We start from the raw sequence: 24,165 nt of genomic DNA, 5'->3' as shown, positions 1-24,165 counted from the left end.
CTCTACCACAGACGTCCGGCAAGCATTGTAAAACGAATAAACACCACGTTATCTCCGTCTTTTACAACAAGTGACTCATCCAGCTCCTGCAATTCTTCATCGTTGAGAAACACTTTGTACAACCCATCCTCATATGCGGTTATAGCTGTCTCCATCGCAACATTCAGATCAGGAACACCCTCATTGTATACTGCGCCAAACCCAACTTTCCCCACCGCTCCTTGTGTCTCAATCTCATCCGGCATCAGGTAGGCGAGCAATTCTGCCTGTTGTTTCTTGTCCTGAAGAGCTTTTACTTGTAGAGCCACCATGTTCTCAATGAGCTGCCTTAACGTATGAGTTGTTTCCGGAAGTTCGGCAGCTTGCTTGGCAAGTACCGGCTTGCGCTTGCCCAGACTTTTTACCGTTATCCATACATTCACTGCATTACCTCCCTTGTCCTGCTCTATTTGAAGAAGCTTCCATAAGCCCCGATATCTATACCACGATGCGGAATAACCTAAACTCGAAATGATTATCTGTCTCTAAATAAAATATAAAATACGTACATATGTACCCCTAATGAACATCATAACTAAAATTCAATCCATATTCATGAGCCAATCCTCATGTTTACGTGGAACCACGGAACTAGGGCCTACTTGCGTACATATACGCAAAAAAAGCCGCACAGTGTCATATAAATATGGACTGTGCAGCTGCTAAGCTACCATTAGAACAGCTTATGATGCCTGAGAACCTTTATAAACTGAAACCTGTATGAATCATCTCGCCAGACGCAACGGTCGAATGGTTACAGCTGCTGTCTTGAACCCAGGCATCCGGCAGAACGGATCTAGCTCTGGTCTGGTGGCCCGATTCACATTCTGAATGCCGCCCCAATGCATCGGCACGAACAAGGTATCCTCTCGAATGGAATCCTTGATGCGTGAACGAACCGTGAAGCTTCCGTACGTCGATTGAATCTCTACCCACTCTCCATCGTGAATACGATAACGGGCAGCGGTAGCCGGGTGAAGCTCAACAAAGTTCTCCAATTCACGAGCTGCCAGTGCCGGACTGCGATGTGTCTGCACCCCTGTAAGATAATGAGGCAGCACACGCCCATTGGTGAGAATTAAGGGGAACTCCGAAGATATATCATTCCAGCCCGGGCTGGATTCAAATGTGAACGCCGCTTTGCCGTCCGGGTGAGCGAATCGTTCACCGAACAGCAGTCCTTCTCCCTGATCTTCGAGGGCAGAACACGGCCAGTATACCCCTTTCTCGTTACGCAAACGCTCATAGGTAATGCCATAGTAATCAGCGACTCCGCCGCGGCTCGCCACCCGAAGCTCATTAAAGATATCCTCAGCAGTGTCATATTCAAAGTAAGAAGCTTTACCCAATTGCGCGGCAATCCGGCATAATATATCCCAATCATCAAGCGTTTCTCCCGGTGCAGGCCGCCCCTGTTCACGGAGCAGAACACGCCCCTCCAGATTGGTCAGTGTACCTTCATTCTCCATATAAGATGTAACCGGCAGAATCAGATCAGCCATGCGTGCTGTCTCCGACAGGAACATATCTGCCACGATCAGAAAGTCCAGCTTGCGCAGACCTTCTTCCACCAAACGCACATTGGGGTTGGATACGACCGGGTTGGAGCCCATTACAAGCAACGCCCGAATCTCCTGATCATGGACCTTCTCCATCATCTCGTAGGCGGATACCCCTTTGCCTGGCAAACTTGCAGGGTCCACACCCCAGACGGATGCCACATAGGCACGATCGGCTTCATTTTCAATGGATCGATAGCCCGGCAGCTGGTCAGCCTTCTGCCCATGCTCCCGTCCGCCCTGCCCATTGCCTTGACCTGTGATGGCACCATATCCGCAGCCTTCTCTACCAATTTTGCCAGTTGCCAGCACCAGGTTCAAAAAGTGTCTCACTGCCATATGTCCATCCGTCTGCTGCTCCACACCACGTGCTGTCATGATCATGCCTGTCTCTGCCTCACCGTATGCCATCGCCGCCTGACGAATCAGCGCCAGATCAACCCCGCACGCTTGTGCCGCCTGTTCGAGTTGCAGCTCAGCCAACCCTTGTATCAATTGCTCGTAACCATGCGTTCGTTTGTCTATAAAATGAGGGTTCACCAATCCGGCATCCATAATCACCTTCAACATGCTATCTGCCAGCAGAGCATCCATGCCAGGCTTCACCTGCAAATGAAGGTCCGCAATGGCAGCGGTTGCCGTTTTGCGTGGATCAATAACGATAATGAAGGCCCCGTTCTCCTTGGCCTGATTGAAGTAGGGCAACAGGGTAGGTTGGCATTCTGCAATATTGGTACCTGCGAGTACTATACAACCTGTCTTGGGAATATCGGACAGTCGGAACGTCAATCCACGATCCATCCCGAACACTTTACTTCCAGCTGAAGCCGCAGCTGACATGCAGAACCGTCCATTATAGTCGATATATTTTGTCCCCAATGCAACCCGGGCAAATTTTCCGAGCAGGTAGGCTGTCTCATTGGTCAAAGATCCGCCTCCGTAGACTCCAACCGTATCTGCTCCGTATAAATCTCTCAAGTTCTGAAACCGCTCTGCGATGGTCTGAATGGCCTCCTCCCAGGAACAGGGTTCAAGCTCACCGTTGCGACGAATGAGTGGATGCATTAATCGTTGACCACTGAGTGCATGTTGATGAGCATTCATACCCTTCACACACAACCTGCCCTGAGAGGCTTCATTCGGGACACCCTGAACCGTATACTCACCACGACGCTGGCCTGGAACAGGTGCAGCCAGTTCTTCAACAGTCATCTTGCACTGCACACTGCAATACGGACACTGGGTTTCCTTTACATACAGCTTGGAGGCTGTTGGTTCTGAACTCACGGATAATCCCATCTTTCCATCCCCGCCTTTCATCTATATATCAGCTTGAAGTGTAGCTGCAAGTTCCTTCTGTAACTGGTCATCCAACATCGTTTCCCGAATCGACATGAATCCCAATCGTTCCGTCCATGCCCATAACGGCTCATCATACCAAGCGGTTTGGCGATACCATTGAAGACAGGCTGATGCGAGTGTGGCCGCTTGCACCTCTGTTTCAGCCACCCCAATCAGGCCACCTTGTTTGACTGGATGCTCTGCATGACCGCCTGCGTAGATCTCCCACCCAGCTGGTGAAGCCAACAAGCCGATATCCTGCACCAGTGCGCTCACCAATGATCCCGGCCCTGGTGCGACTCCTACATTCACGGGCGACGGCATTGCTGCGCCGATCCAACTCGCACGAAGCTGTGCAGCCAGCCCCCTGGCATCTCTTGCATAGGATGAAAGCGGGATCTGATCATCCCAGCGTACCTGAATCTCTGAGTGACCTTCCAGCTCTCGAACAACCATCGTTCCACCGGATACCTGTAAGTAATAATGAATTACGGGGCGACATACCGTGCAACCAAGCTCCGAACCCCAACCCAGCTTCTGCAAGATCAAAGATATCTCTGGTAGCCCTGTCGCCAGAACATCGATGTCAGCCAGTATTTCCTTCAGTTCTGCATGCCCAAGCGCCGTACAACTGCACACAGGCATTGGAGCAGGTTTGTCTGGTGTGGCTACCACGCCAGTACCCCCGTTATTTTTCAGGTTATGCGTATGTTTCAACAGAGCAGCCACCATCGGGCGACAGCCACCGCATGAACCTGACGCCTTGGTCTGCTCCTTCACCTGATCTGCCGTTTCGAGACCCTGTTCCTGAATGGCCTTCATTATCGCAGCCTTGGTCACATTGTTGCAGGCACATACGGTCTCCTGAGCCGGTAATGCCGCAGCAGCCATCTCAGCCGGGTCCCGAGCCCCTTCACGCGGAGCCAATTCCGCCACATCCGCACCTCGTTGCACAAGTCCAAGCAACGCCGTTCCTTCGGTTGTATTTCCAAATAAAATGGCTCCACGCACTTTGCCAGCCTGCATCAGTACTTTTTTATATGTGCCTTGAATGCCATCCAGATGTTGAATTGCGGTCTGCATGCCTTCACCACTGATCTCGCCGGCCGAGAAAACATCAACCCCCGATACCTTCAACTGTGAGTAGGGAATAGATCCTTTGTATTCAGGCGTTTCCTGTCCACAGAGTGTACGTGCGAGTACCTTCCCCTGTTCGTATAAGGGGGCCACCAGACCATAACTGATTCCCCGATGTTCAGCACATTCCCCAACTGCGTAAATACCCGGTACACTGGTGCGCATATAGTCATCTACCATAATTGCCCGATTGGTGGCGATTCCACTTCGTCTGGCCAGGTCCACATTTGGCCGAATTCCTACAGCCACAATGACAACCTGTGCTTCAAGCTTGGAACCATCTGTGAACTGAAGGCCCTGAGCCTGTGATCGTCCGGTAATTTTCTGCGTATTTTTAGCCAAAAGAAAGGACATACCCTGCCCTTCAAGTTCCTGTTGAAGCATCGCGGCAGCCTTCTGATCCAACTGCCGGTTCATAATGTAATGTGCGTTATGGACCACCACAGCTTCCATGCCCAGATGCAGCAACCCGCGTGCAGCCTCCAACCCAAGCAATCCACCACCAATGACGGCGGCCTTGCGATATGTTTTGGAATAATCAGACATGCGCGCACAATCGTCAATCGTTCGGAAGGACATGACCCGCTCTTTATCAATTCCCGGAATCGGTGGGATAAAAGGTGAAGACCCTGTCGCCAGAATCAGGACATCATAGGTTTCTTTTAGTCCGGATTCCGTCTCTATATATTTTCCACGGGTATCAATGCGGTGTACCGTTTCACCTGTACATAGCCGTATATGATGCTCGGCGTACCAAGTCCAATCATTGATAATGATATCCTGTAACGAATGCTCACCCTGCAACACTTTTGATAACATGATCCGATTGTAGTTGGGACGGGGTTCATTGCCGTAGATTACAATCTCATACGTATCAGGCTCCAGTGCGATAATCTCTTCGACACACTTCACTCCAGCCATGCCATTCCCGATAATCACCAGTTTGCTTCTGCTCATGGGCTGCCCCCCTATCTCTCTCACCTGAAAATAAACAGAAAAATCCCTTCTCCATGATTCGGAAAAGGGCACCGTTGCCTCCGGAATCCACACGCCTTTGTGTGGATTCATATTAGATTCAGATTAAGGGAATCTCAATATAATGTCAACTAAATTAACATTAAAATTGCGAATAACGCTTAAAAAATGAATTATTTAAAATTACATGTAATTTTTATTGACATATACATTTTCGCTTGATTATAATTTGAATCAAAATCACAGTGCTGTGATCAACTCAGATGCGGGAACACAATGACGTGTACCGCCTGTCGGCAACGGGGCCGCAAATCGTTCAGATCTGGACGAATTGCGGCCTTTTTCTGCCTCAACACGCACATAGACAAATCACGAAGATCTCAATTGGATGAGGAGCGATGATGGATGATGGAGAGCAAAAGTTTTTGGAAAAGCGGGCATAAGCCCACCCTCTTCGGGGCGTTTATGTATTTTGACATCAGTTTTATGATATGGGGGATGCTTGGTCCACTCGCAGTTGTCATTGCATTGGACTATCCGATGACTCCACTGGAAAAGGCCAATCTGGTCGCATTGCCTATTCTCGGCGGTTCCATCCTGCGCCTTGTGCTTGGCTTCATGTCTGATTATATTGGTCCGAAACTGACCGCACAGATCGGGATGCTCGTCACCTTAGTTCCTTTGTTACTCGGCTGGTTATGGGTCGACTCTTTAAGCCAACTGTACGTGGTGGCACTCTTGCTTGGTGTTGCAGGCGCCTCCTTTGCTGCTGCGCTACCTCTGGCAGGCCAATGGTATGGCAAGGAGCATCAGGGTCTGGCCATGGGTATTGCCGGGGCGGGTAACAGCGGAACCGTACTCGCGACGTTGTTTGCCAATCGCTTGGCTACGCATTTTGGCAGCTGGGAAGTTGTGTTCGGACTTGCTATTATACCGATCGTTATTGTATTCATCCTCTTTTCTATCTTTGCCAAGAATAGCCCTAACCGGCCTGAACCCAAGAAATTGTCCCAATATGGAAGTCTGCTTAAACAAAAAGATGCTTGGGTATTCTGTGCCTTCTATTGTGTGACCTTTGGTGGCTTCGTTGGATTATGTAACTATCTCACCATCTTCTTCAACACCCAGTATGGGCTCTCTCCAGTTCGTGCCGCTGACATTACCACCTTCTGTGTAATCGCAGGCAGTTTCTTCCGGCCTGTAGGGGGTTATCTGGCGGACAAAATTGGCGGAACCCGCATGCTGACTTTCCTGTACACTGGAGCCTGCATCATGTTGATCGGAGTATCCTTCATGCCACCGCTTCCTGTGGTAGTAGTCATGCTGTTCCTCGGTATGATGTGTCTGGGAGCCGGAAATGGCTCTGTGTTCCAACTGGTTCCCCAACGTTTCGGCAATGAGATTGGCCTGATGACAGGTATTGTGGGTGCCGCTGGCGGATTGGGCGGGTATGCACTGCCGCTGATTCTCGGTCAACTGTATAGCAGCTATCAATCCTATACACCAGGTTTTGTCATTCTTAGCCTGATTGCAGCAGCTTCCCTGTTCCTGGTTCTCTTCATGCAATCCCGCTGGCGTGTGAGCTGGTTGAGCCGAGGTAACAAAGGCATGGCGGAATCGACATCCCTTTCTTCCTGAGCAACCACTCGGCCGTTAACCAATGGTACGGTGTATGTGGATGATCCCGAAGTCAAAGTAAGCAAAGAACAGCGCAGCCCGATGGGGCTACGCTGTTTTTTCTGCTTAAAGCTGCTTTTTTGCTTAAGATGAATACTTTTGAAGAACAATAACCGCATTATGACCGCCAAAACCAAAGGAATTAGACATCCCAATCCGCAACTCTGCTTTTCTTGCCTCGTTTGGTACATAATCCAGATCACATTCAGGGTCCCTCTGCTCCTGATTGATGGTTGGAGGAATGATGCCATGCCGCAGACTTTGAATAAGTGAGATCGCCTCTGCTCCACCTGCTGCACCAAGCATATGTCCCGTCATGGACTTATTCGCTGTGACCGGAATATCATAGGCACCTGTCCCGAAAAGTTGCTTAATCGCTCTTGTCTCAGACAGATCACCTGCTTCCGTACTGGTGGCATGAGCGTTAATCACATCAATGTCCTCAGGTCCAATCTGAGCTTCTTTCAGTGATGCTTTCATCGCCAGATATGCACCCCGCCCTTCCGGGTGGGTAGCTACCATATGATACGCATCTGAACTGGCACCATATCCAATCACTTCGGCAAGAATATTCGCCCCTCTTCCCAGTGCATGAGACAGTGATTCCACGACCAGAATTCCGGCGCCCTCCGCCATGACAAAACCGTCTCTCCCTGCATCAAATGGACGGCTGGCTGCTTGGAACGCTTCATTTCGTGTAGACAACGCTGTCGCATTACCGAAGCTTGCCAGTGACACTTCGGTTACAGCCGCTTCTGTCCCTCCAGCAATAATGACATCGGCTCCGCCATGACGAATTAACCGGAAAGCTTCTCCAATGGCTGTATTTCCAATGGAACAAGCTGTTACTGGCGATAATGTCGGTCCCCAGCAACCAAACCTCATACTGACCATAGCTGCCGCCATATTGGAGATCATCATCGGTACCAGTGTTGGGCTGACTCGCGCAGGTCCCCGATCTGACAGGACCTTGCCTTGTTCCATCAATGTCTGGATGCCGCCTATGCCTGAACCAATATATACACCTACCCGTTCACGGTCCATTTCATCCATCACAAGACCCGATTGTGATACAGCCTGATCCGCAGCAGCAACAGCAAATTGAACGAATCGATCCATACGTCTTGCTTCCTTGCGTCCAAAACGCTCTTCACCATCAAAATCACGGACCACTCCTGCCATTCTGGTTTTGTACGAAGCTGTATCAAAATGTTCTATAGGTGATACACCTGATCTACCCTCAATTAATCCATTCCAGAATGTATCTACATCATTTCCCAAAGGAGAGATAACTCCCATTCCTGTAATCACGACTCGTTCCATGTCCATCCTCCTTCAGCGCTGTTGTCTACCTTACTCTTACGCTCTGCCACTAATAGTGCACTTTTGAATATCCTATTACAAGTTGTCAATTATAATAGTATAATGACTACCATGATAACGATGATTGAAGGTGATGGATTGAACTACGATGTCAGGTTGCAGGCATTGTCCACTTTTCTGAAAACACAGCGTTCCAAAATTTCTCCCGAATCGGTCGGTTTACCCACTGGAAGTCGGAGAAGAACGCCTGGGCTGAGGAGAGAAGAGGTTTCCCAACTGGCAGGAGTGAGTACAACATGGTATACCTGGCTTGAACAAGGTCGGGATATTCAGGTATCCCATTCCGTGTTGGATAACATTGCTTCGGCACTGAGGCTTACTGCCGATGAACGAAAGTATCTGTTTTCGCTCGCCATGGAGCATCATACGGAGCTGCCCACACTGGAAGAAGAACCGGTTCAACTTCACCCTTCCTTACAGAAAATTTTGCAAGAACTTCATCACTGCCCTACCGTGATCTCGGATCGGCGTTGTTACATTGTCGGCTGGAATGATGCAGCCCGGCATGTTTTTATCGATTTTGAACAGATTGCCCCCGAACAGCGGAATATGATCAGTCTGTTATTTGATCGAAAGGAGTTTCGCAGGCTCGCGGTAAACTGGGAGGATTTTGTTAACGGATTTCTGGCGATTTTTCGTGCTTACTATGGCCAGTATGTTGATGATGAATGGTATAATTTATTTTTGGATGACATGATGAACAGACATCCCGATTTTCATACCTTTTGGAAACAAAGCAGCGTCAGCAGTGCCCCGGACGTATTAATCGAGTTCAGGCATTCCAAAGCAGGCAAAATGTTGTTTGATCTGACTTCGTTGCAGGTTCAGGGTAGTTCCGATCTGCGATGCAGTGTCTACACCCCTGCGCCAGAGAGCGCTACCGAGCGCAAACTGATGCGCCTGATCGAGCGTGAAACCGATTCACATCTTGGCAAACATTAAATCGGAGTCTCTCACCTTCTTGGAGTCATGTTAGAGTCTTGACATCCTCATGTTGCATGTTTTAAATATCAGGTATATTAAGTAATCCATGGATCTTAGTCCTTCTACAAGAAGGGGGTTCAGAAAGGAATATCATGACGAAAGTGCTTATCATAGAGGACGACAACATGTTAGGCGATACATTATCCTTGTATTTGCAAGGTGAAGGGTATGATGTTATCCGTGTCGATAACGCAAGAGATGGTCTTCTACAGCTTCAAGCGCGGCCTGATATCCTGCTTCTTGACTTGATGCTCCCTGATTCGGGTAATAAGAATCCTAGTTCTCTCATGCGCCAACATACGGCAATCCCCATCATTGTCATCTCTTCCTTAACCGAGGTTTCTGAGCGGATTCGATCATTAACAGACGGGGCTGATGACTATGTATGTAAGCCTTTCAGTATGCAGGAGCTGAAGGCACGTATTGAGGCCGTATTGCGTCGTTACTCTATATTGAACAGCTCTGTTGTCACTGAACAGGAATCCGGAATATCTCTCGATCTGGCCCGAAGAACTGTTCTGTTAAATAACCAGCGCGTGGAGATGACGTTCTCCGAATTTGAGATCATGAAGCTGTTTATTCTCAATCCTGGCAAAGTCTACAGTCGGTATGCCCTAATTGAAGCCATTCGTGGTATTGATGCCTACATTAATGATCGCACCATCGATGTGCACATTACCAAACTTCGCAAAAAAATTGAGGTCAATCCAAAAAACCCCCAATACATTCAAACCATTTGGGGGGTCGGATATAAGTTCACACCTTAAAACAACACAGCTTCATTCCGATCACCATGGAAGAGACTCGGTAATTTTATCAATTTCCTGTTGTACCTTCTCCAATACTGAACGCTGTTCCTCTTCTTTGAACAACGGACGGAACAAGAGCGATTCCAATTGGAGAACTGCACACATCAGGTCCACTGCATGCAGATTCGCAGCTACGCCTCGAAGAGAATGAACACTACGAATGACATCAGCAATCTGCTGTTGCTGAAGCTGAATCGCCAGTTTTTTTTGAAACGAGCCATACTCCATTCTGAATTTCGTGAGCGCATATTGCAGAATATGTGGCTTGCCGTCCATCTGTCTAATCGCCTTATCTGCATCAATTCCATTGATTTCTCTTATGCCTTTTAGATCAATCCATATCTCCAAAATGTCTGCGAGCTGCTGTTCATGTATGGGCTTAGTCAGTATGGCATTCATGCCTGCTTCAAGATATAATTCATGGTCGCTTTTTAAACTATTCGCTGTAAGCGCAATAATAGGTGTACGATCATATTTCCTCATCTTGCGAATGTGTCGCGCTGCATCAATTCCGTTCATATCTGGCATATAGAGATCCATCAGAATCAGTTCCCATGTTTGTTCGTCCAATTTCTTCAAAACCTCTGTGCCACTGTCTGCCAGTGTCACCTTGAATCCGGTATGTTCCAGCATGGCCCGAATGACCAGTTGATTGATTTCATGATCTTCAGCGATCAGAATGTGCCCTTTGGATTTAAGCAAGTAGGATTCATCGCCTTCTATCATCCGCTTTTTCTCCAATGGCCCTTCACCCTGAAGTGCAAGTAATACTTCGAACAATCCCAGACGTGTAATCGGTTTGATCATCATGAGATCCGGGCGAAAGGATCTCTCCTCACTCCACAGGGCATTTTCACTAAAAGCATGGGTATAACCCACCATTTGAAATTTGGTTTGATTCATTCGCTTCATGAAACTGTCCCATGACGATCCGTTGACGGTCTCCTCTGCATCCATATCCAACATGATCAACATCGAACTTGCCCCATCTACATGATGGACATACCAATCACTTTCCATCATATGGTTCAAGGAAGTATACAGCGTCGGATTCATCCCGAATGAATAGAGCAGCTGCTTCAGATTTGCGCCCATCCGTTCATCATCTTCAATGATAACCACATCATTCGCACCATATAGGAGAGGGTGTGTCTGCAGGGAGAAACTCTCTTCTTCTTCTGAATCTGCAAGTTCAAATATCAAGTCGAATGAAAACAGACTGTACTCTCCCAGCACACTATCCACCCGCAAGCTTCCTCCCAAAGAGGTGACCAGAAGATAACAGATGACCAGCCCAAGACCAGAGCCACCATATGTTCGATACGTCGAGGGTTCCGCTTGAGTAAACGGGACAAAGAGCCGTTCCAATTGTTCGGGTGACATTCCGATTCCCGTGTCCTGTACCTCAAAACGGACATGAACTCGCTCCGCCTCCAATGAAAGAACCTCTACCTGCAACGTTACATATCCATGCTCCGTAAATTTAATCGCGTTACTGAGCAGATTCAATAACACCTGTTCAAGTCGGAACGGATCACCAATCACCGTTAATGGCAGATCGGGATCGGTTGTAAAGATCACTTCGATATCTTTGTGCCCGATGGCCACACCGATCTGATCTGCCACACGTTTGATCACATCCTCTGGTGAAAAAGAGACCTTCTCCAACATCAGCTTGCCTGCCTCAATTTTCGAAAAATCAAGAATATCATTTACGAGGGTAAGCAAGGTTTGGGAGGACGCATTGATTTTACTCAAATAATCCTTTTGTTGTGGAGATAGATCTGTTCGTTGAAGCAACAACGAAAAGTTGATAATACCGCTCAGTGGGGTACGAATCTCGTGGCTCATGAATGCGAGAAACTCACTCTTCGCCTGGCTTGCTTTGTCAGCCTTAACACGTCTATAGTGATCCGAAATGTCTTGAATGACTGCCTTGATTTTCTCACTCGAGTTTAATACTTTAACAGGGGATAGGTGAACCCGAACATGCTGCTCACGACCTTCTCCAACAATGAAACTCAGTTCCGTATCCAGTGCTATATTGTGATGTAAGGCTTTTTGGAAAACGAACAACCAGTTCTCCAGCTGCTCAATGAACAACAATTCTTCAAGCTGACGCCCAATCACATCCTGCCTGCCGAGACCGAGAACATCGAGAAATTTCTGATTCACTGAAACAATACATCTGTTGTTATCCAAACCGACAAACCAGTCTGCCGACACTCGCTCAAGTGTTCGATATCGCTCTTCACTTTCTTGAATCCTTCGTTTAACCGCTCTGTGTTCCGTAATATCAAGTCCATATCCCACGACATATTTCACCACACCCTCTTCTCGCAGAGGGCGAACGTTCACCAGCGAATAGTAACCTCCATGCTCAATCTCGTAAAAAAAAGATTCCCCTTCCCATGCCCGGTTAAACTGCTTTCGCAGAAATTCTACCTTTTCCTGAGGTAAAATATCCAATGTGCCCAGTTTGTAATCTTGCTTCAGACTACTCATATCCAAGCCCAGTCGGGAGAGCATCTCTCCCTCAAGCACAAGATACTCGAATTTTCCGTTCTGTTTTCGGATTTTAAAAGTAAAACCCGGCTGCATACGAAGCATCTCCAGCATTTCCTGATCCCTCTGAATGACCAATCTCCTATATCGATGATTTTGGTTCAGATAATACAGGAATAATATGACGGACAGCAGGCAGATACATTGAAAAAAGAGAATCTGCCCCATCATTAGCAGAGAAGGGGAATTTGTCTTTAGTGCAGAAAACTCATACACAGTAATCAACAGCAACGCTCCGGACAACCACTTCTGTATAAATCCCCTGATATACTTAAAGATCAGACATATGGCTACGACAAATAACAACTCTGTCAACGCATACTGCCAGTTCTCCAACAAGGGATTACGCCCCATATTAATCCGAAACATCCACATGAATGCAAAAGTAACGAAAGCAGAGCCACTCCCACCAAAATAAGCAGCAAGCAGATACACAATGGCCCGGAAATTCAACAATGTACCATCCTCAAGCACAATAGAGAAATAATAGAGCGCCGTGCCCAACATGCTCAGCGTAATACCAATAATGATTCGAGTCGTGATGGATGTTGAACGGGTAGCATTTGTATGGTTCAAATAGTGATGAATTAGGAAAACAAAGATCAAAATTAGCGTGAAATTTAATACAAGATCGCGTAGCAAATGGTCACCGTCCACATTACGACTTCAGGATTTCATGCATTCAATGAATGTTGTCAGATTCATGGTCGCAGTTCCTCAGTACACAAATCATAGTATGCCGTGCTCCCTTATTCAATTGACGATATTGACCATTTTTTCGAAAATAATTACTGCTTTCAGCTAACATCCCCTTATCACCAAACAACGTTTTTTTTCATGAAAATTCATCATTAAATATGCTGATATAAAAAAGAGAATCATCCAAATGAACCGATGTAATCGTAACTTGGGCTTCCCACACTTCCTGATCAGCCTTCATCAGTTTGGCTACGCCGGACCAGGTCTGATTGCCTCTCCAGTGGGTATCCATTAGCAATCGGGCAGGCTGACCTATAGTGCTCTCCCGTGAGAATCCTGTTTTGGTTACATAAACGGAATTCACATCCAGAATCACACCCTCCTCATCTGTAATCATGACCGCATCCGTTAGCAGTAAGAAGGCTTTGAGTTCCAGTTGCATGGTTGTCCACTCCCTCTAATGAAACATGATGTGATGCTGTCCCTGTGTGATATCTCTCTTCTACGATCCCGTTAATACTTAAACTGTCTAATCAGGCGCTGCAGTTCTTCAGCCAGGGTAGACAAGCCACGAGCCGAGGAAGAAATCTGCTCCATCGCTGCCAGTTGCTCCTCTGAGGAAGCGGCCACTTCTTCGGAAGTTGCGGCGTTGCCTGACGCAATACCTGCCAACTCATTGGATACAGCAGATACTTCCTGCACACCTGCTGTGATCTCTTGCGACGTGGCAGCAATCTCTTCAATCTGAGGTGTCGTTTCCCGCATGCTATCCAGAATACGTTCAAACTTCCGAATCGCTTCTGTAGAGATGTCCATGCCCTCTCCAACCTCTGAAGTCACCTTCTCCATCATGCGAACGGAAGCAGCCATATCTTCCTGTACCGCCGTAGTCAGCACGGTGATTTCATTGACGGACTGCCCGGATTGCTCTGCCAACTTGCGAACCTCTGCTGCTACAACGGCGAATCCATTGCCATGTGTACCTGCACGAGCAGCTTCAATGGATGCGTTCAGCGCGAGCAAGTTTGTCTGTTTGGCTATATTTCCGATTAACTCCGTGATCGCTGAAATTTGGTGTGATCGTTCATATAACGCCTGAATCAATTGGTTTGTCTGTTCTACCGTCTCTTGAATCGATTGCATCTGACTCACCGTCTGTTTGACGGTTTTGCCGCCTTCTTCTGCTTGTACGGTTGTATGTTTCGCCAAATCAGCGACATGTATGGAACGTTCGGCGATTCTTGTAATACCAATCGTAATTTCATTCATGGCCTGATGGTTATGTTCAATACCTTCGGTCTGTTTCTCCGCACCACTCGCAATTTCCTGAATGGCTCGCGCTACCTGCTCACTGGCTACACTGGTTGACTCCGCACTCTGAGTCATTTCATCCGATGAGATGACTACCTGACTGGCGCTGTTCTCCACATTTTGAATCAACACACGCAGATTGCTCTGCATTTTGCCAAAAGCCTCACTCAGTTCACCTATTTCATCATTACTTGTGCTTGTAATGGTCTGGGTTAGATCTCCTTCGCTCACCTGAATCGCCTGATCCTTCAATTGACGAATCGGTTTAACAATCGATCGCATAACGAGCCAGATGATCAAAATTCCGATGACAAGACAGGAAACGATCACCATAATCGTTCGATTCAGAATAGGCGCAGCGGCATCCTCTACTTCAGAAGAGAACATCGTACCTGCAACCTTCCATCCCGTGGATGCATTCGTGGCGTAATACATGACCTTATCAACCTGATCATAGGTATAGTTGAAGTTACCGGATTCATTCGTATACACTTGTGTCCAAAAATCTTCTGTTGCATCTGTTCCAGGTTCCATCGTCGGATGATAGATATACTTTTCGCTGGCATCCAGCAGAATCAGATGTCCCTTTTCTCCTACTTTAATTCCGCTAACCAATTGACTAATGTCCGCCAGATTGAGATCCAATTGGACCACACCAGATTGGTCTGCCAGTGCCTTCGCAATCGTAATGGTAATCTCTTTTGTCTCGGCAGAAACATAAGGGTCTGTAACAATGACCTGCTGTGGAGTACCCATCGCTTCTGTGTACCATGGTCTTGTTCGCGGATCGTAATCTTCAGGCATCTCCGCATCAGAGGACATCAGATACACACCTGCCTCTGTGCCTACACCTATGGTGATGATATCTTTGTTCTGTGCGGCATACCCCTTCAATTCGTTCACAACCCGAACCTCGGCATCTTCTTGTCGTAATTGCTCTGCAAGTGTATTCGCATAATATTCAATGTGATTCCGCTTGGCATTGACTGAAAGATCTATCGTTGCACTGGCAAGGTTCACATTTTCCATCGCACTATGTAAAATTTGCTTCTCCACTTCATCTTTTGCACTGTTATACGATAAAACTCCAATACTGAACGAAGGAATGGCCAGGAAAGCAATAAAGGACACCACCAGCTTGGTCTTAAAGTTCTTATGCATCTTGTTGAACCAGGTCGATTTGCTATTTTTTCGGGACAAATTTCTCTACCTCTTCCAGATTAATTTTAGTTTTACTTGATCTACTTATAAGTTGAACTAGTGATTATTTACACTTGCCACTCCGATGACAGAACAACCTTCCAATCGCTGAATGATTCATACAACTTATATAGCTCTTGTATAGCTCTCATAGATTGTAAACCATCTTTTCAAAAAACTAGGTCTCACTTCTTGTGAAAAACACTCTTTACACTAAAAAACTCGAACAAATCTCTTAATTTATAATCCAAAAGAACTATTTTCAAACAAATTATACGAAAAAACTATTAAATAAAGTGTTCCGGGGATATGACCAAATTGTTAACTTTCTAAATACTTGTTAATAAGCACGCGGACGACAAAAAAAAGATCCAAGCGTTATCGCTCAGATCTAAAGGTTATTTACATTGGACCAACGTATTCTCTATTTAAATGCCGGGATCGCGATATCTGCATATTTCTCTTCGAAGAAGGCTTTGACCTCTGGACCCGCCATGCGTTTGGCCAGCTTCTGGATCGCTTCGGAGTCCTTGTTATCCTCACGGGCAACCATGGTGATTGCAAAATGGGAATCATCCTTCTCGGTTAACAATGCATCCTTTTTCGGTGTAAGACCGAGCGGACTGGCATATGCCGGAGTCATGGCTACCAGATCAGCATCATCCATCATGCGAGCCAGCATCAACAAGTCCACTTCCTCAAACTTGAAGTTCTTTGTATTCTCGGTGATGTCTGCCTGTGTGGCGTTAAAACCTACACCCTCTTTCAGCTTAATCAATCCGTTCTGCTCCAGCATCACAAGAGAGCGACCAATGTTGGAAGGATCGTTTGCAATTGCAATCGTTGCACCTTCTGGCAATTCCTCAATCGTTTTGTACTTTTTGGAGTAGCCGCCATAAATGGCATTATAGATAGGCTGTACAGCCACCAGATTGGCATTGTTCGCTTCATTATACTGGGTCATGTAAGGCACGTGTTGGAAGAAATTTGCATCCACTTCCTTGTTCGCCAGTGCCGTATTCGGCTGTACGTTATCTGATAACACAACAACTTCCAGGTTAACGCCATCTTCCTTCAATAGCGGTTTAACAATATCGAGCACATCTGTCATCGGTGGAATCAACGTGGCTACCTTCAGCGTAACTTCTTGTGCAGCTTGTGTATCTTCTTTTGTTCCTTCAGCCGCAGGTGTTTCTTCTTTTTTGCCACAAGCAGCTACAACCAGCATTACTGCAAGCAACATAAGCATCATTTTCATTTTCATTTCATGTCTACCCCTCATCGTATAATCTGTATTGGTTATTCGTAATAATGCACGGTCCAACCGTTCAGGATCTGCGATCCAGCCAGTGGGACAGTCTGCTGCCTGTGAATTGGATCATCTGTACCAGGATAATCATAATGATGATCGTAAATACCATAATCTCCGTTTCGAAGCGCTGATAACCGTAGCGAATGGCAAAATCGCCAACCCCGCCGCCACCTACAATGCCCATCACCGTCGAGTAGGAGATGAAGCTAATCGTAGCTGTCGTGAGTCCCAGTACAAGACCAGATCGTGCCTCCACGTACAAGAATTTCACCACAAGTTGCATCGTCGATGCCCCCATGGAAGCAGCCGCTTCAACCACTCCCCTCGGTACATCCAACAACGCTTGTTCCACCAGTCTGGCGTAGTAGGCAATTGCAATGACCGAGAGTGGCACGGTTGCCGCCAGCGTACCTATGGACGTTCCCACAACAATCCGTGTGAATGGAATCATGAATACAACCAGCAGTAAGAACGGAAACGAACGAACGATGTTAACGACACTGCCAAGTACAAAGGACAGCGTTTGATTCTGATACCGTTGTCCTCTCCGGAATAAGTACAGCAGTGTACCCAGAGGTAACCCGATCAGAACAGCTGCCGCAATGGAGATACCCACCATGACAAAAGTCTCTCCGATCGCCTGCCATATCTCATGCTGATATTTCAGCACAGACTCAGGTAACCTCATGACTTGTCCTCCTGTTCTGCCTGACGGAACAGAGACGAACCTGTCATCCCGTATTCGTCACCCGCAAGCAAGGAGGTCAGCAGATCAGGCTGCGGAGCAGGGATACTGCTCACTTCCGCTTTAGACAACGTACGAACGAGTCGCCCATCCTTCATGACGGATATCCTGTGACATAGTCTGCGAGCCACTTCCATCTCATGCGTTACTACAACAATGGTCACGCCCAGCGTTTCATTGATATGACGCAGCACATCCAGGATACCGTTCGTGGTCTGTGGATCAAGCGAAGAGGTCGGTTCATCACAGAGCAGCACATCCGGACGACTGGCCAGCGCTCGTGCAATCGCCACACGCTGCTTCTGTCCTCCGCTAAGCTGAGCAGGATATTGACCCGCCTTGTCTTCCAGTCCAACAAACCGCAGCACCTCAAGTCCACGTTCAACTCGCTGCGCACGGGGCATACCCGCAAGCTCCAATGGCATGCAGACATTGCCACTCACCGTTCGGTTACTGACAAGATTGAAGTGTTGAAAGATCATGCCAATGGATCTTCGTGCCTGACGCAGACTCTGTTCATTCATCTGGGTCAAGTGCTGCCCATTCACAACAACTTCACCATCATCCGGTTTTTCCAATCCGTTGAGCATCCGCAGAAGCGTGGATTTGCCTGCACCACTTGATCCGATGATGCCATGTATTTCTCCTTGTCCCACTTCGAGGGACACCGAGCTTAATGCTTCGAATCCCTGATCTGCACGGGAACCGCGCTCGTTATAACGTTTGCTTACACCATATAATGAGATCATGGAGAGTCCTCCCGTGAATGATCATGCATGGTTCTTCAAGAACACATGAAGAAAGCCCGCACAGCCGATAACCGGAGCGCGAGCAAGCCTGTTCATTTATAATAAATCAACATCCCTTACGAGACAAGCTTTTAAGGTGAGATTGCCTCCTGCAGGCGGCTGGCTTCATATACACGAAAACGTCCGTTGGACGAACCCACATACACTTCATTACCGATCCGGTTAATCATTCCATTCTTCGCATCCCGGTCCCGGTGCTCCGGGTTTCCCATCACAACGTCATGTACACGACCTAACAGTGCTCCATTCTTTTTATTCATCACGAGAAGATTTTCGTCCATGGGCAACAGCAACTGATCATCAATGACCAGATAACTTCCCTGATTCGTCGGATGCCTTAGTGTTGCAATCGTATCTTTGGCATTCCAACGCGTCTCCCCCGTTTTATAATCCACAGCCGCTGGATAACCGTTCTTAATCACATACAACTGATCCTCTTCCACCAGTCCTCGTTCAATCTTGCCCTTGATCGTCCAGCGTGTTTTGCCTGTCTTGGCATCATACAGGGTGGTTGTAAAATCTTCATATTCGCCGTAATGATCGCCGTTTTTGTTCTCACGGATCAACAACATGCCATCATTCAGCTCCTCAAATCTCTGTCCTACCCGAGCAGGGAATTGGGCAAGCTTTTTCCCCGTGTTCAGATCAAGCAGAAGCCACTGATTATCTAGTGATAACCATCTTTCAGCATTCGTGGTTGTAAAGGGATCAAGACGTTCAATTCCACCAGTATATGGATCATTCCAAAATTGTTCTATGGTGGATCGTTTGCCCTTTAAGCTCCATACGGTTCGATTCGATTGCGGATCGACTGCAACCAGCTTATTCTTTTCCCAATACAACACATAGGGGTCATCTGCACTCTTGTTCAATAATTCATAACCCGTAGCCAGTTTTCGCGTCCACAATGTTTTTCCGTTTGCACTGTCCAGAACCGTTAACCAACTGTTGCTTGAGCTCTCAACAACCGGGTTATCCACAACCACAACGTTCTTCGCAGCGGTGATGCCATTTAGTCTAAAATTTTGCTTAGGAGTGTACGTCCACGTGACCTTTCCGTTCTTCAAGTTCAGATGACGAATACGATCCACGTATTTTTTCTTATCAGGGTCATAATCGGTGTAGATTGTAACGTATTTGCGCTCTGCATCCATCTCTGCCTGCTGTCTTCCAAAACCCCCGTTGATCTCCCATAATTGCTGGCCGGAATGTCGGTCAAGGGCATATATGGAACCTTCGTAGTAATCCCCGCTAAATCCACCGTCATCCCCTTTCATCATGAGCACATCATCCGTGGCTGCTTGTAAAAAAGTGTAGTTAATATCCCCCTGGTTGGTCCATACCGGTTTCCAAGGGATTGTCGTTGGCAGTGTTGTGCCATAGATTTTTGTTGTGAACCCATATTCATCCGCCCGACTGATGTTCCAATCGGAAACGACAGCATTTCGATTATCCTGTGCTAAATTCCAGCGTGTTCTGACCAGTCTGCCATTCTTGTTGAATGTGACCAAAAATTGCGCATCTTCCCGCTCATATCTCCAGGTCTGTCCAATACTCATTGAATAACCCGTGAAATTTAGATTGCTTGAACTCTCTTTCCAATCCGGCTCGCGTAACCACCCAGCCACTTGTTTGGAGGTGGTTGCCTTGTTCAGCTTAATATCTGTCAGATGGCGTATAACCGAAGTTGGCAGCGATGCATCCCGTTGGAACCAACCATCCGCCACATTCATCCGCTGTTCTATAGCCTGTGCCTTGATCCAGAAGAGTCCTGGCCGATAGGTGAAGGATTCTTTATTCCAGACTCGTGGGGCAATGGAGACCCCATACCAGCCTTTCCACTTTGCAACAATAACAGCCTTATCTGTTAGCGCTTTCTCAAAAGACCAAGTTGTAGAACTATCCGGAGCCAGATACAGCTTGCTGCCTGATTGGAGTGTGAAGCTTTGGGGAGCTGTTTCCGTCATGCTTCTGCTCTCCTTCAGGGCATACCAACTTGGCAGCCAAAAGTCTCCATGCTCGGTTGACTTAAGTTGCACCCACTCACCTCGAACCGAGGCCAACGTATACTTTTCGTCTTTTGTTGTATAGTATTCAATCCCCATCTGGTCAGCAGCCACACTGCCGTCCCTTCTGTTTTTGAACAGAGGGATGTCATTAATAAGCGTAACGGTGTCTCCTTGTTTGTAAGCTAACTTTGCAGTTAAGACTTGGGAACTTGCCCCCAATGCTTGTGGCGTTGTAGCCGAAGCTTGTCCTTCAAGGGCGACCATTTTGGAATCCAGCAGCATCCAGCCCGTCAACAGCACAGCTGATAATCCAGTCATGGTAATCCATTTGTACCCCGTTCTCTGCCAGTCAGGACCCGTCTTCACTCTCGTTCATCCCCATTCATTAGAAGTTATTTCCAATAGAGACGCAGAAAAAAGGAAAAAGTTACCGTTTACCTCAATATATTTCTATCTATCTCCCAATATTACCTTACGTCCACCATCGCAGCATGATAAGGAAAGGTAACCCCGATGTAATAAGCAGCTGTTAAGGTGAGGATATAATAAAATACAAACCACAGATCAGCTCGCGAATAGCCAATCTGAATGTAATACGTGCGGCTCGCGCCATCTGTGAACCCTTTCGCTTCCATCGCTACCGCCATTCGCTGTGCACGGCGAATACTCTGTGCCAGCAGCGGAATAGCGTAACGCTTGAGCGTACCATACACGTTCCAGCGAGAACCCCGCTGCCTTGTTCCACGTATACGAATCGCATAACGGAGCGTCTGGAATTCATCCAGCAAAATCGGGATCATGCGCATCGCGGCCAGAAAGCTATAGGCATATTTTGCGGGAAGCTTCCACTGCTGCATCAGGGAATAAAACAGCCTTACCGGCTTCGTTGTCAGTCCAAACAGCAAGCCAGCCGCTGCCATGCTCAACGAGCGAAAACCCAAGTGTAGACCTCGATAGAAACTCTCTTCGGTTATGTGGATCAATCCCCACTTATACCATGTGGTCTCGCCCTTACCAAACATCATCATGCCTGTAGACGTGGAGATAAACACCAGAATGAATGGTGATGCGTACAGCATCAATCTGTACCACGGATGACCTGTCCAGCACAGTAACAGCATCATCGCCAACGCAACGTTGGCCATTACATTCAGATTGTGAATGAGGATAACGATGACAAACATCATCGTCAGAATGATCATCTTTAATCCCGGGTTGACGTTATGAAGCCAGGTTTCACGGTGAGGAAACGACAGTTGCATCAGTTAACCTCCCCTCATCTACCGTCCAGATTCGGGTGCAATATCTTTTTACAATTTCACGATCATGGGTAACCATAACAATAGCTGTTCCCTCTCTCCGCAATTGCTCCAGTTGTGCTAACATGGCAAACGTATTGCGGGCATCCTGTCCAAAAGTAGGTTCATCCAACAGCAGTATTCGCTGCTCTCTCACCAGTGCAGAGGCAACGCTTAAGCGTCGTTTCTGCCCCATCGATAATTGGTAGGGATGACGCTCGGACAGGTCGATTAGTCCAAATTGATTCAACATATGATCAGTCCTGACAAGTCTTTCTTCCGTTGTATGCCTGCCCCCCAGCAATGAGAATTCCACTTCTTCCGCGACCGTGTTGGTCACAAATTGAAACTCCGGGTTCTGAAATACAAACGCAATTCGATCTGCAAGCTGCTCCGTTTTGCCAGAAGGCTGACCTTCCACCTCATAATGACCTGTTGTTTTCAGGATATTCATCAGAGATAACAACAATGAACTCTTGCCAGCTCCATTAGTTCCGACAATACCAATCCAATCCCCATGCCATACTTTGGCCTGTTCTACCTGAATGAAGGGTGTTTTCCCACGCCATCCGGTGAACTGCTGCAAGTCCAGTGCAGGCTGATAGCCGGGTGATACAGGTGATAAGGATGAGACGTGAGAGATGAGGGATATACCCGGTGTATCGGATAAGCCAGAAAATTGCTGTGCTTCCAAACTTGAGATGCCGTGGTCCACACACACTTGAAGCTCTCCAGAAGTACTTCCCTCTTCTTCCTTAGCTGCCTGCTCGTGCTCATCCCACACACCCGGATACCAGATTCCATAAGCCTTCAGCTTGCCCCGTTCATCTGTAAATACCTGCTGTGCTGGCCCATCCGCCACAATCTTTCCTTCAGGTGATAACACAATGATGCGGTCGACCATATCCACAATCTTGTTTATTTTGTGTTCAACGATGATTATCGTTTTGTCACTGGCGATCCGTTTGACGGTATCCCATACCTGGGAAGTCCCCTCATCATCCAGCAGTGCAGTGGGTTCATCCAAAAAAAATACCTCCGGGTCCATGGCAAGCATCGAAGCAATCGCAAGACGCTGCTTCATCCCCTGAGACATGGACTGGATCAATACACGATTCTGTTCAAAGGATAACCCCACTTGTTTCAGATAATATTCAATCAGAGCAGGCATCTCTTCACGCGGAATATTTCGGTTTTCCAGAACAAATGCGATCTCTTCATCCGTAAAGGACATACAGAACTGGGTATCCGGATCTTGAAAGACCACTCCTGCTTTGGCGGGAACCTGAATATCATCACATTTCATCGGAATCTCAACCGAACGTGGAATTAAACCGCTCAAAATTTGCAATAACGTCGATTTACCGGAGCCACTCGGGCCAAGCAACAGCACTTTCTCTCCTTGACGCACAGAAAGAGACAAGCCTTGAAATACCAAGGCTTTCTCTCCTGGGAACTTGCATCTTAGATTGGTGACACTTACCGCTTGCGAATTCCCTTCCCCGTTCATCTAATCCAGTGCCTCATAATCTTGTTTGGATACCGGTCTGAGTGAACGCGTTACACCGGTTAGTTCCAATGCTTTGGCAAGATAATAAGCAAACACTCCAGCAATCAGAATACTTCCAATGAAGCGGAATCCGATAAATAGCGTATAATTCCACGCCGAGAGTGAATCAATATACCCGTACTGATAATCCAGCAAAAGCGAAGCCGCTGCAGCTCCTATGGCTGCAAGACAGGTGACAAACAGATTGGTTTTACGATACAAAAATGCGGCGAAGAATATCTCGGCTCCCAATCCTTGCAACAGACCGTATACAAGTGTGGACATGCCCCATTCACTACCCAGAAAAGCACTTACCGTTGAAGCCGCAACTTCGGCAAGAATAGCCACACCTGGTTTACGAATGATAACAAAAGCAAACGTGCCCGCCATAAACCACATGCCGTAGATCATCTGCTCCGCATGAACGCCAAATGGTTTCATCAAGTCATATGTAGGTCCCCATATCTTGTAAATCACCCCAAACACTACTGCGATCACGATGGTTACCAGAATATCCGTTAGTTTCAATCGCTTGTTGCCTGCTGTTGTTGCCATGTTCTCTACGTCCTTCCTTTGTTCCCTGTGGGGGTTGTAAAAATAAACGAAAAAGCCTCCCCGGTTCCGGGCAGGCCTCACGCACAGTGGACAATCTTCACAATGATGTATTGGATGGATGTCGAAAATACGGAATATTAACCAGCACCCCTCCGCCCTGGCAGATACACCACCACAGTTCAAAGAGGTCTGTTGTTCATCCACGTTCA

At 47.3% G+C, this 24,165-nt stretch carries 17 protein-coding genes; 3 read left to right on the top strand and 14 right to left on the bottom strand.

Features of this window, described 5'->3' with window-relative positions:
* Positions 1 to 2: 2 nt before the first annotated feature.
* The 3 genes from EL84_RS10915 to nirB all read right to left on the bottom strand — a co-directional run bounded on the left by EL84_RS10915 (position 3) and on the right by nirB (position 5,033).
* Entirely contained in the window at positions 3 to 422 is a 420-nt protein-coding gene (locus tag EL84_RS10915) for a hypothetical protein (protein WP_047841712.1), read from the bottom strand.
* A gap of 342 nt (positions 423 to 764) precedes the next feature.
* Complete coding sequence (nasC, locus tag EL84_RS10910; protein ID WP_047844098.1) at positions 765 to 2,897, bottom strand: assimilatory nitrate reductase catalytic subunit NasC; 2,133 nt, start codon at positions 2,895 to 2,897, stop codon at positions 765 to 767.
* Positions 2,898 to 2,918: 21 nt separating this feature from the next.
* The gene (gene nirB, locus EL84_RS10905) at positions 2,919 to 5,033 is read right to left on the bottom strand and encodes a nitrite reductase large subunit NirB (RefSeq protein ID WP_047841711.1); all 2,115 of its coding nucleotides are present in this window, start codon (positions 5,031 to 5,033) and stop codon (positions 2,919 to 2,921) included.
* Between the two features lie 426 nt (positions 5,034 to 5,459).
* Between nirB and EL84_RS10900 the strand changes: the two genes are divergently transcribed.
* Positions 5,460 to 6,689: a nitrate/nitrite transporter gene (locus tag EL84_RS10900; protein ID WP_047844097.1), complete on the top strand. Its 1,230-nt coding sequence runs from the start codon at positions 5,460 to 5,462 to the stop codon at positions 6,687 to 6,689.
* 123 nt (positions 6,690 to 6,812) lie between these two features.
* Here EL84_RS10900 and fabF read toward each other — a convergent pair whose 3' ends face one another.
* Positions 6,813 to 8,051, bottom strand: coding sequence for a beta-ketoacyl-ACP synthase II (gene fabF, locus EL84_RS10895; protein ID WP_047841710.1), 1,239 nt, complete (start codon positions 8,049 to 8,051; stop codon positions 6,813 to 6,815).
* 138 nt (positions 8,052 to 8,189) lie between these two features.
* On the opposite strand from fabF, the gene EL84_RS10890 reads away from it, so the two are divergent.
* Both EL84_RS10890 and EL84_RS10885 read left to right on the top strand, forming a co-directional pair.
* Positions 8,190 to 9,053, top strand: a complete 864-nt coding sequence (locus EL84_RS10890; RefSeq protein WP_047844096.1) for a helix-turn-helix transcriptional regulator — start codon at positions 8,190 to 8,192, stop codon at positions 9,051 to 9,053.
* 134 nt (positions 9,054 to 9,187) lie between these two features.
* On the top strand, positions 9,188 to 9,862 hold the full coding sequence (locus EL84_RS10885; protein ID WP_047841709.1) for a response regulator transcription factor: 675 nt from the start codon (positions 9,188 to 9,190) through the stop codon (positions 9,860 to 9,862).
* A 21-nt stretch (positions 9,863 to 9,883) separates the two neighbouring features.
* Here the strand turns inward: EL84_RS10885 and EL84_RS30795 are convergent, their stop codons facing one another.
* The 10 genes from EL84_RS30795 to EL84_RS10835 all read right to left on the bottom strand — a co-directional run bounded on the left by EL84_RS30795 (position 9,884) and on the right by EL84_RS10835 (position 23,956).
* Positions 9,884 to 13,126: a response regulator gene (locus EL84_RS30795; RefSeq protein ID WP_053061449.1), complete on the bottom strand. Its 3,243-nt coding sequence runs from the start codon at positions 13,124 to 13,126 to the stop codon at positions 9,884 to 9,886.
* A gap of 178 nt (positions 13,127 to 13,304) precedes the next feature.
* Positions 13,305 to 13,610 (bottom strand): PAS domain-containing protein, encoded by a 306-nt coding sequence (locus tag EL84_RS10875; RefSeq protein WP_036672654.1) that lies wholly within the window; start codon positions 13,608 to 13,610, stop codon positions 13,305 to 13,307.
* Between the two features lie 71 nt (positions 13,611 to 13,681).
* Positions 13,682 to 15,679 carry a methyl-accepting chemotaxis protein gene (locus tag EL84_RS10870; RefSeq protein WP_082218972.1) on the bottom strand — a complete coding sequence of 666 codons (1,998 nt, stop codon included), beginning with the start codon at positions 15,677 to 15,679 and terminating at the stop codon, positions 13,682 to 13,684.
* Positions 15,680 to 16,103: 424 nt separating this feature from the next.
* Entirely contained in the window at positions 16,104 to 16,961 is an 858-nt protein-coding gene (locus EL84_RS10865; RefSeq protein WP_082219176.1) for a MetQ/NlpA family ABC transporter substrate-binding protein, read from the bottom strand.
* Positions 16,962 to 17,007: 46 nt separating this feature from the next.
* Positions 17,008 to 17,679: a methionine ABC transporter permease gene (locus EL84_RS10860; protein WP_047841707.1), complete on the bottom strand. Its 672-nt coding sequence runs from the start codon at positions 17,677 to 17,679 to the stop codon at positions 17,008 to 17,010.
* The gene (locus EL84_RS10855; RefSeq protein WP_053061448.1) at positions 17,676 to 18,485 is read right to left on the bottom strand and encodes a methionine ABC transporter ATP-binding protein; all 810 of its coding nucleotides are present in this window, start codon (positions 18,483 to 18,485) and stop codon (positions 17,676 to 17,678) included. Before EL84_RS10855 ends, EL84_RS10860 begins: the two co-directional genes overlap by 4 nt.
* Before the next feature lie 131 nt (positions 18,486 to 18,616).
* Positions 18,617 to 20,920 carry a PQQ-binding-like beta-propeller repeat protein gene (locus tag EL84_RS10850; protein WP_047841706.1) on the bottom strand — a complete coding sequence of 768 codons (2,304 nt, stop codon included), beginning with the start codon at positions 20,918 to 20,920 and terminating at the stop codon, positions 18,617 to 18,619.
* Positions 20,921 to 21,021: 101 nt separating this feature from the next.
* Positions 21,022 to 21,816, bottom strand: a complete 795-nt coding sequence (locus tag EL84_RS10845) for an energy-coupling factor transporter transmembrane component T family protein (RefSeq protein ID WP_047841705.1) — start codon at positions 21,814 to 21,816, stop codon at positions 21,022 to 21,024.
* The gene (locus EL84_RS10840; protein WP_047841704.1) at positions 21,791 to 23,362 is read right to left on the bottom strand and encodes an ABC transporter ATP-binding protein; all 1,572 of its coding nucleotides are present in this window, start codon (positions 23,360 to 23,362) and stop codon (positions 21,791 to 21,793) included. The genes EL84_RS10845 and EL84_RS10840 overlap by 26 nt, the downstream gene beginning before the upstream one ends.
* The gene (locus tag EL84_RS10835) at positions 23,363 to 23,956 is read right to left on the bottom strand and encodes an ECF transporter S component (RefSeq protein WP_036672660.1); all 594 of its coding nucleotides are present in this window, start codon (positions 23,954 to 23,956) and stop codon (positions 23,363 to 23,365) included.
* Positions 23,957 to 24,165: the final 209 nt, after the last annotated feature.

The organism is Paenibacillus sp. VT-400, assembly GCF_001029205.1.
Taxonomy (GTDB): domain Bacteria; phylum Bacillota; class Bacilli; order Paenibacillales; family Paenibacillaceae; genus Paenibacillus; species Paenibacillus amylolyticus.
The sequence above is the reverse complement of the archived record's forward strand: the minus strand, read 5'-3'. Positions and strand labels throughout refer to the sequence as shown.

Coding starts and splice junctions, on each gene's coding strand:
- EL84_RS10875 (WP_036672654.1), bottom strand. CDS start 13,610: ATGCAACTGGAACTCAAAGCCTTCTTACTGCTAACGGATGCGGTCATG.
- nasC (WP_047844098.1), bottom strand. CDS start 2,897: ATGGGATTATCCGTGAGTTCAGAACCAACAGCCTCCAAGCTGTATGTA.
- EL84_RS10900 (WP_047844097.1), top strand. CDS start 5,460: ATGGAGAGCAAAAGTTTTTGGAAAAGCGGGCATAAGCCCACCCTCTTC.
- fabF (WP_047841710.1), bottom strand. CDS start 8,051: ATGGAACGAGTCGTGATTACAGGAATGGGAGTTATCTCTCCTTTGGGA.
- nirB (WP_047841711.1), bottom strand. CDS start 5,033: ATGAGCAGAAGCAAACTGGTGATTATCGGGAATGGCATGGCTGGAGTG.
- EL84_RS10840 (WP_047841704.1), bottom strand. CDS start 23,362: ATGAACGGGGAAGGGAATTCGCAAGCGGTAAGTGTCACCAATCTAAGA.
- EL84_RS10845 (WP_047841705.1), bottom strand. CDS start 21,816: ATGCAACTGTCGTTTCCTCACCGTGAAACCTGGCTTCATAACGTCAAC.
- EL84_RS10885 (WP_047841709.1), top strand. CDS start 9,188: ATGACGAAAGTGCTTATCATAGAGGACGACAACATGTTAGGCGATACA.
- EL84_RS10835 (WP_036672660.1), bottom strand. CDS start 23,956: ATGGCAACAACAGCAGGCAACAAGCGATTGAAACTAACGGATATTCTG.
- EL84_RS10865 (WP_082219176.1), bottom strand. CDS start 16,961: ATGAGGGGTAGACATGAAATGAAAATGAAAATGATGCTTATGTTGCTT.
- EL84_RS10855 (WP_053061448.1), bottom strand. CDS start 18,485: ATGATCTCATTATATGGTGTAAGCAAACGTTATAACGAGCGCGGTTCC.
- EL84_RS10860 (WP_047841707.1), bottom strand. CDS start 17,679: ATGAGGTTACCTGAGTCTGTGCTGAAATATCAGCATGAGATATGGCAG.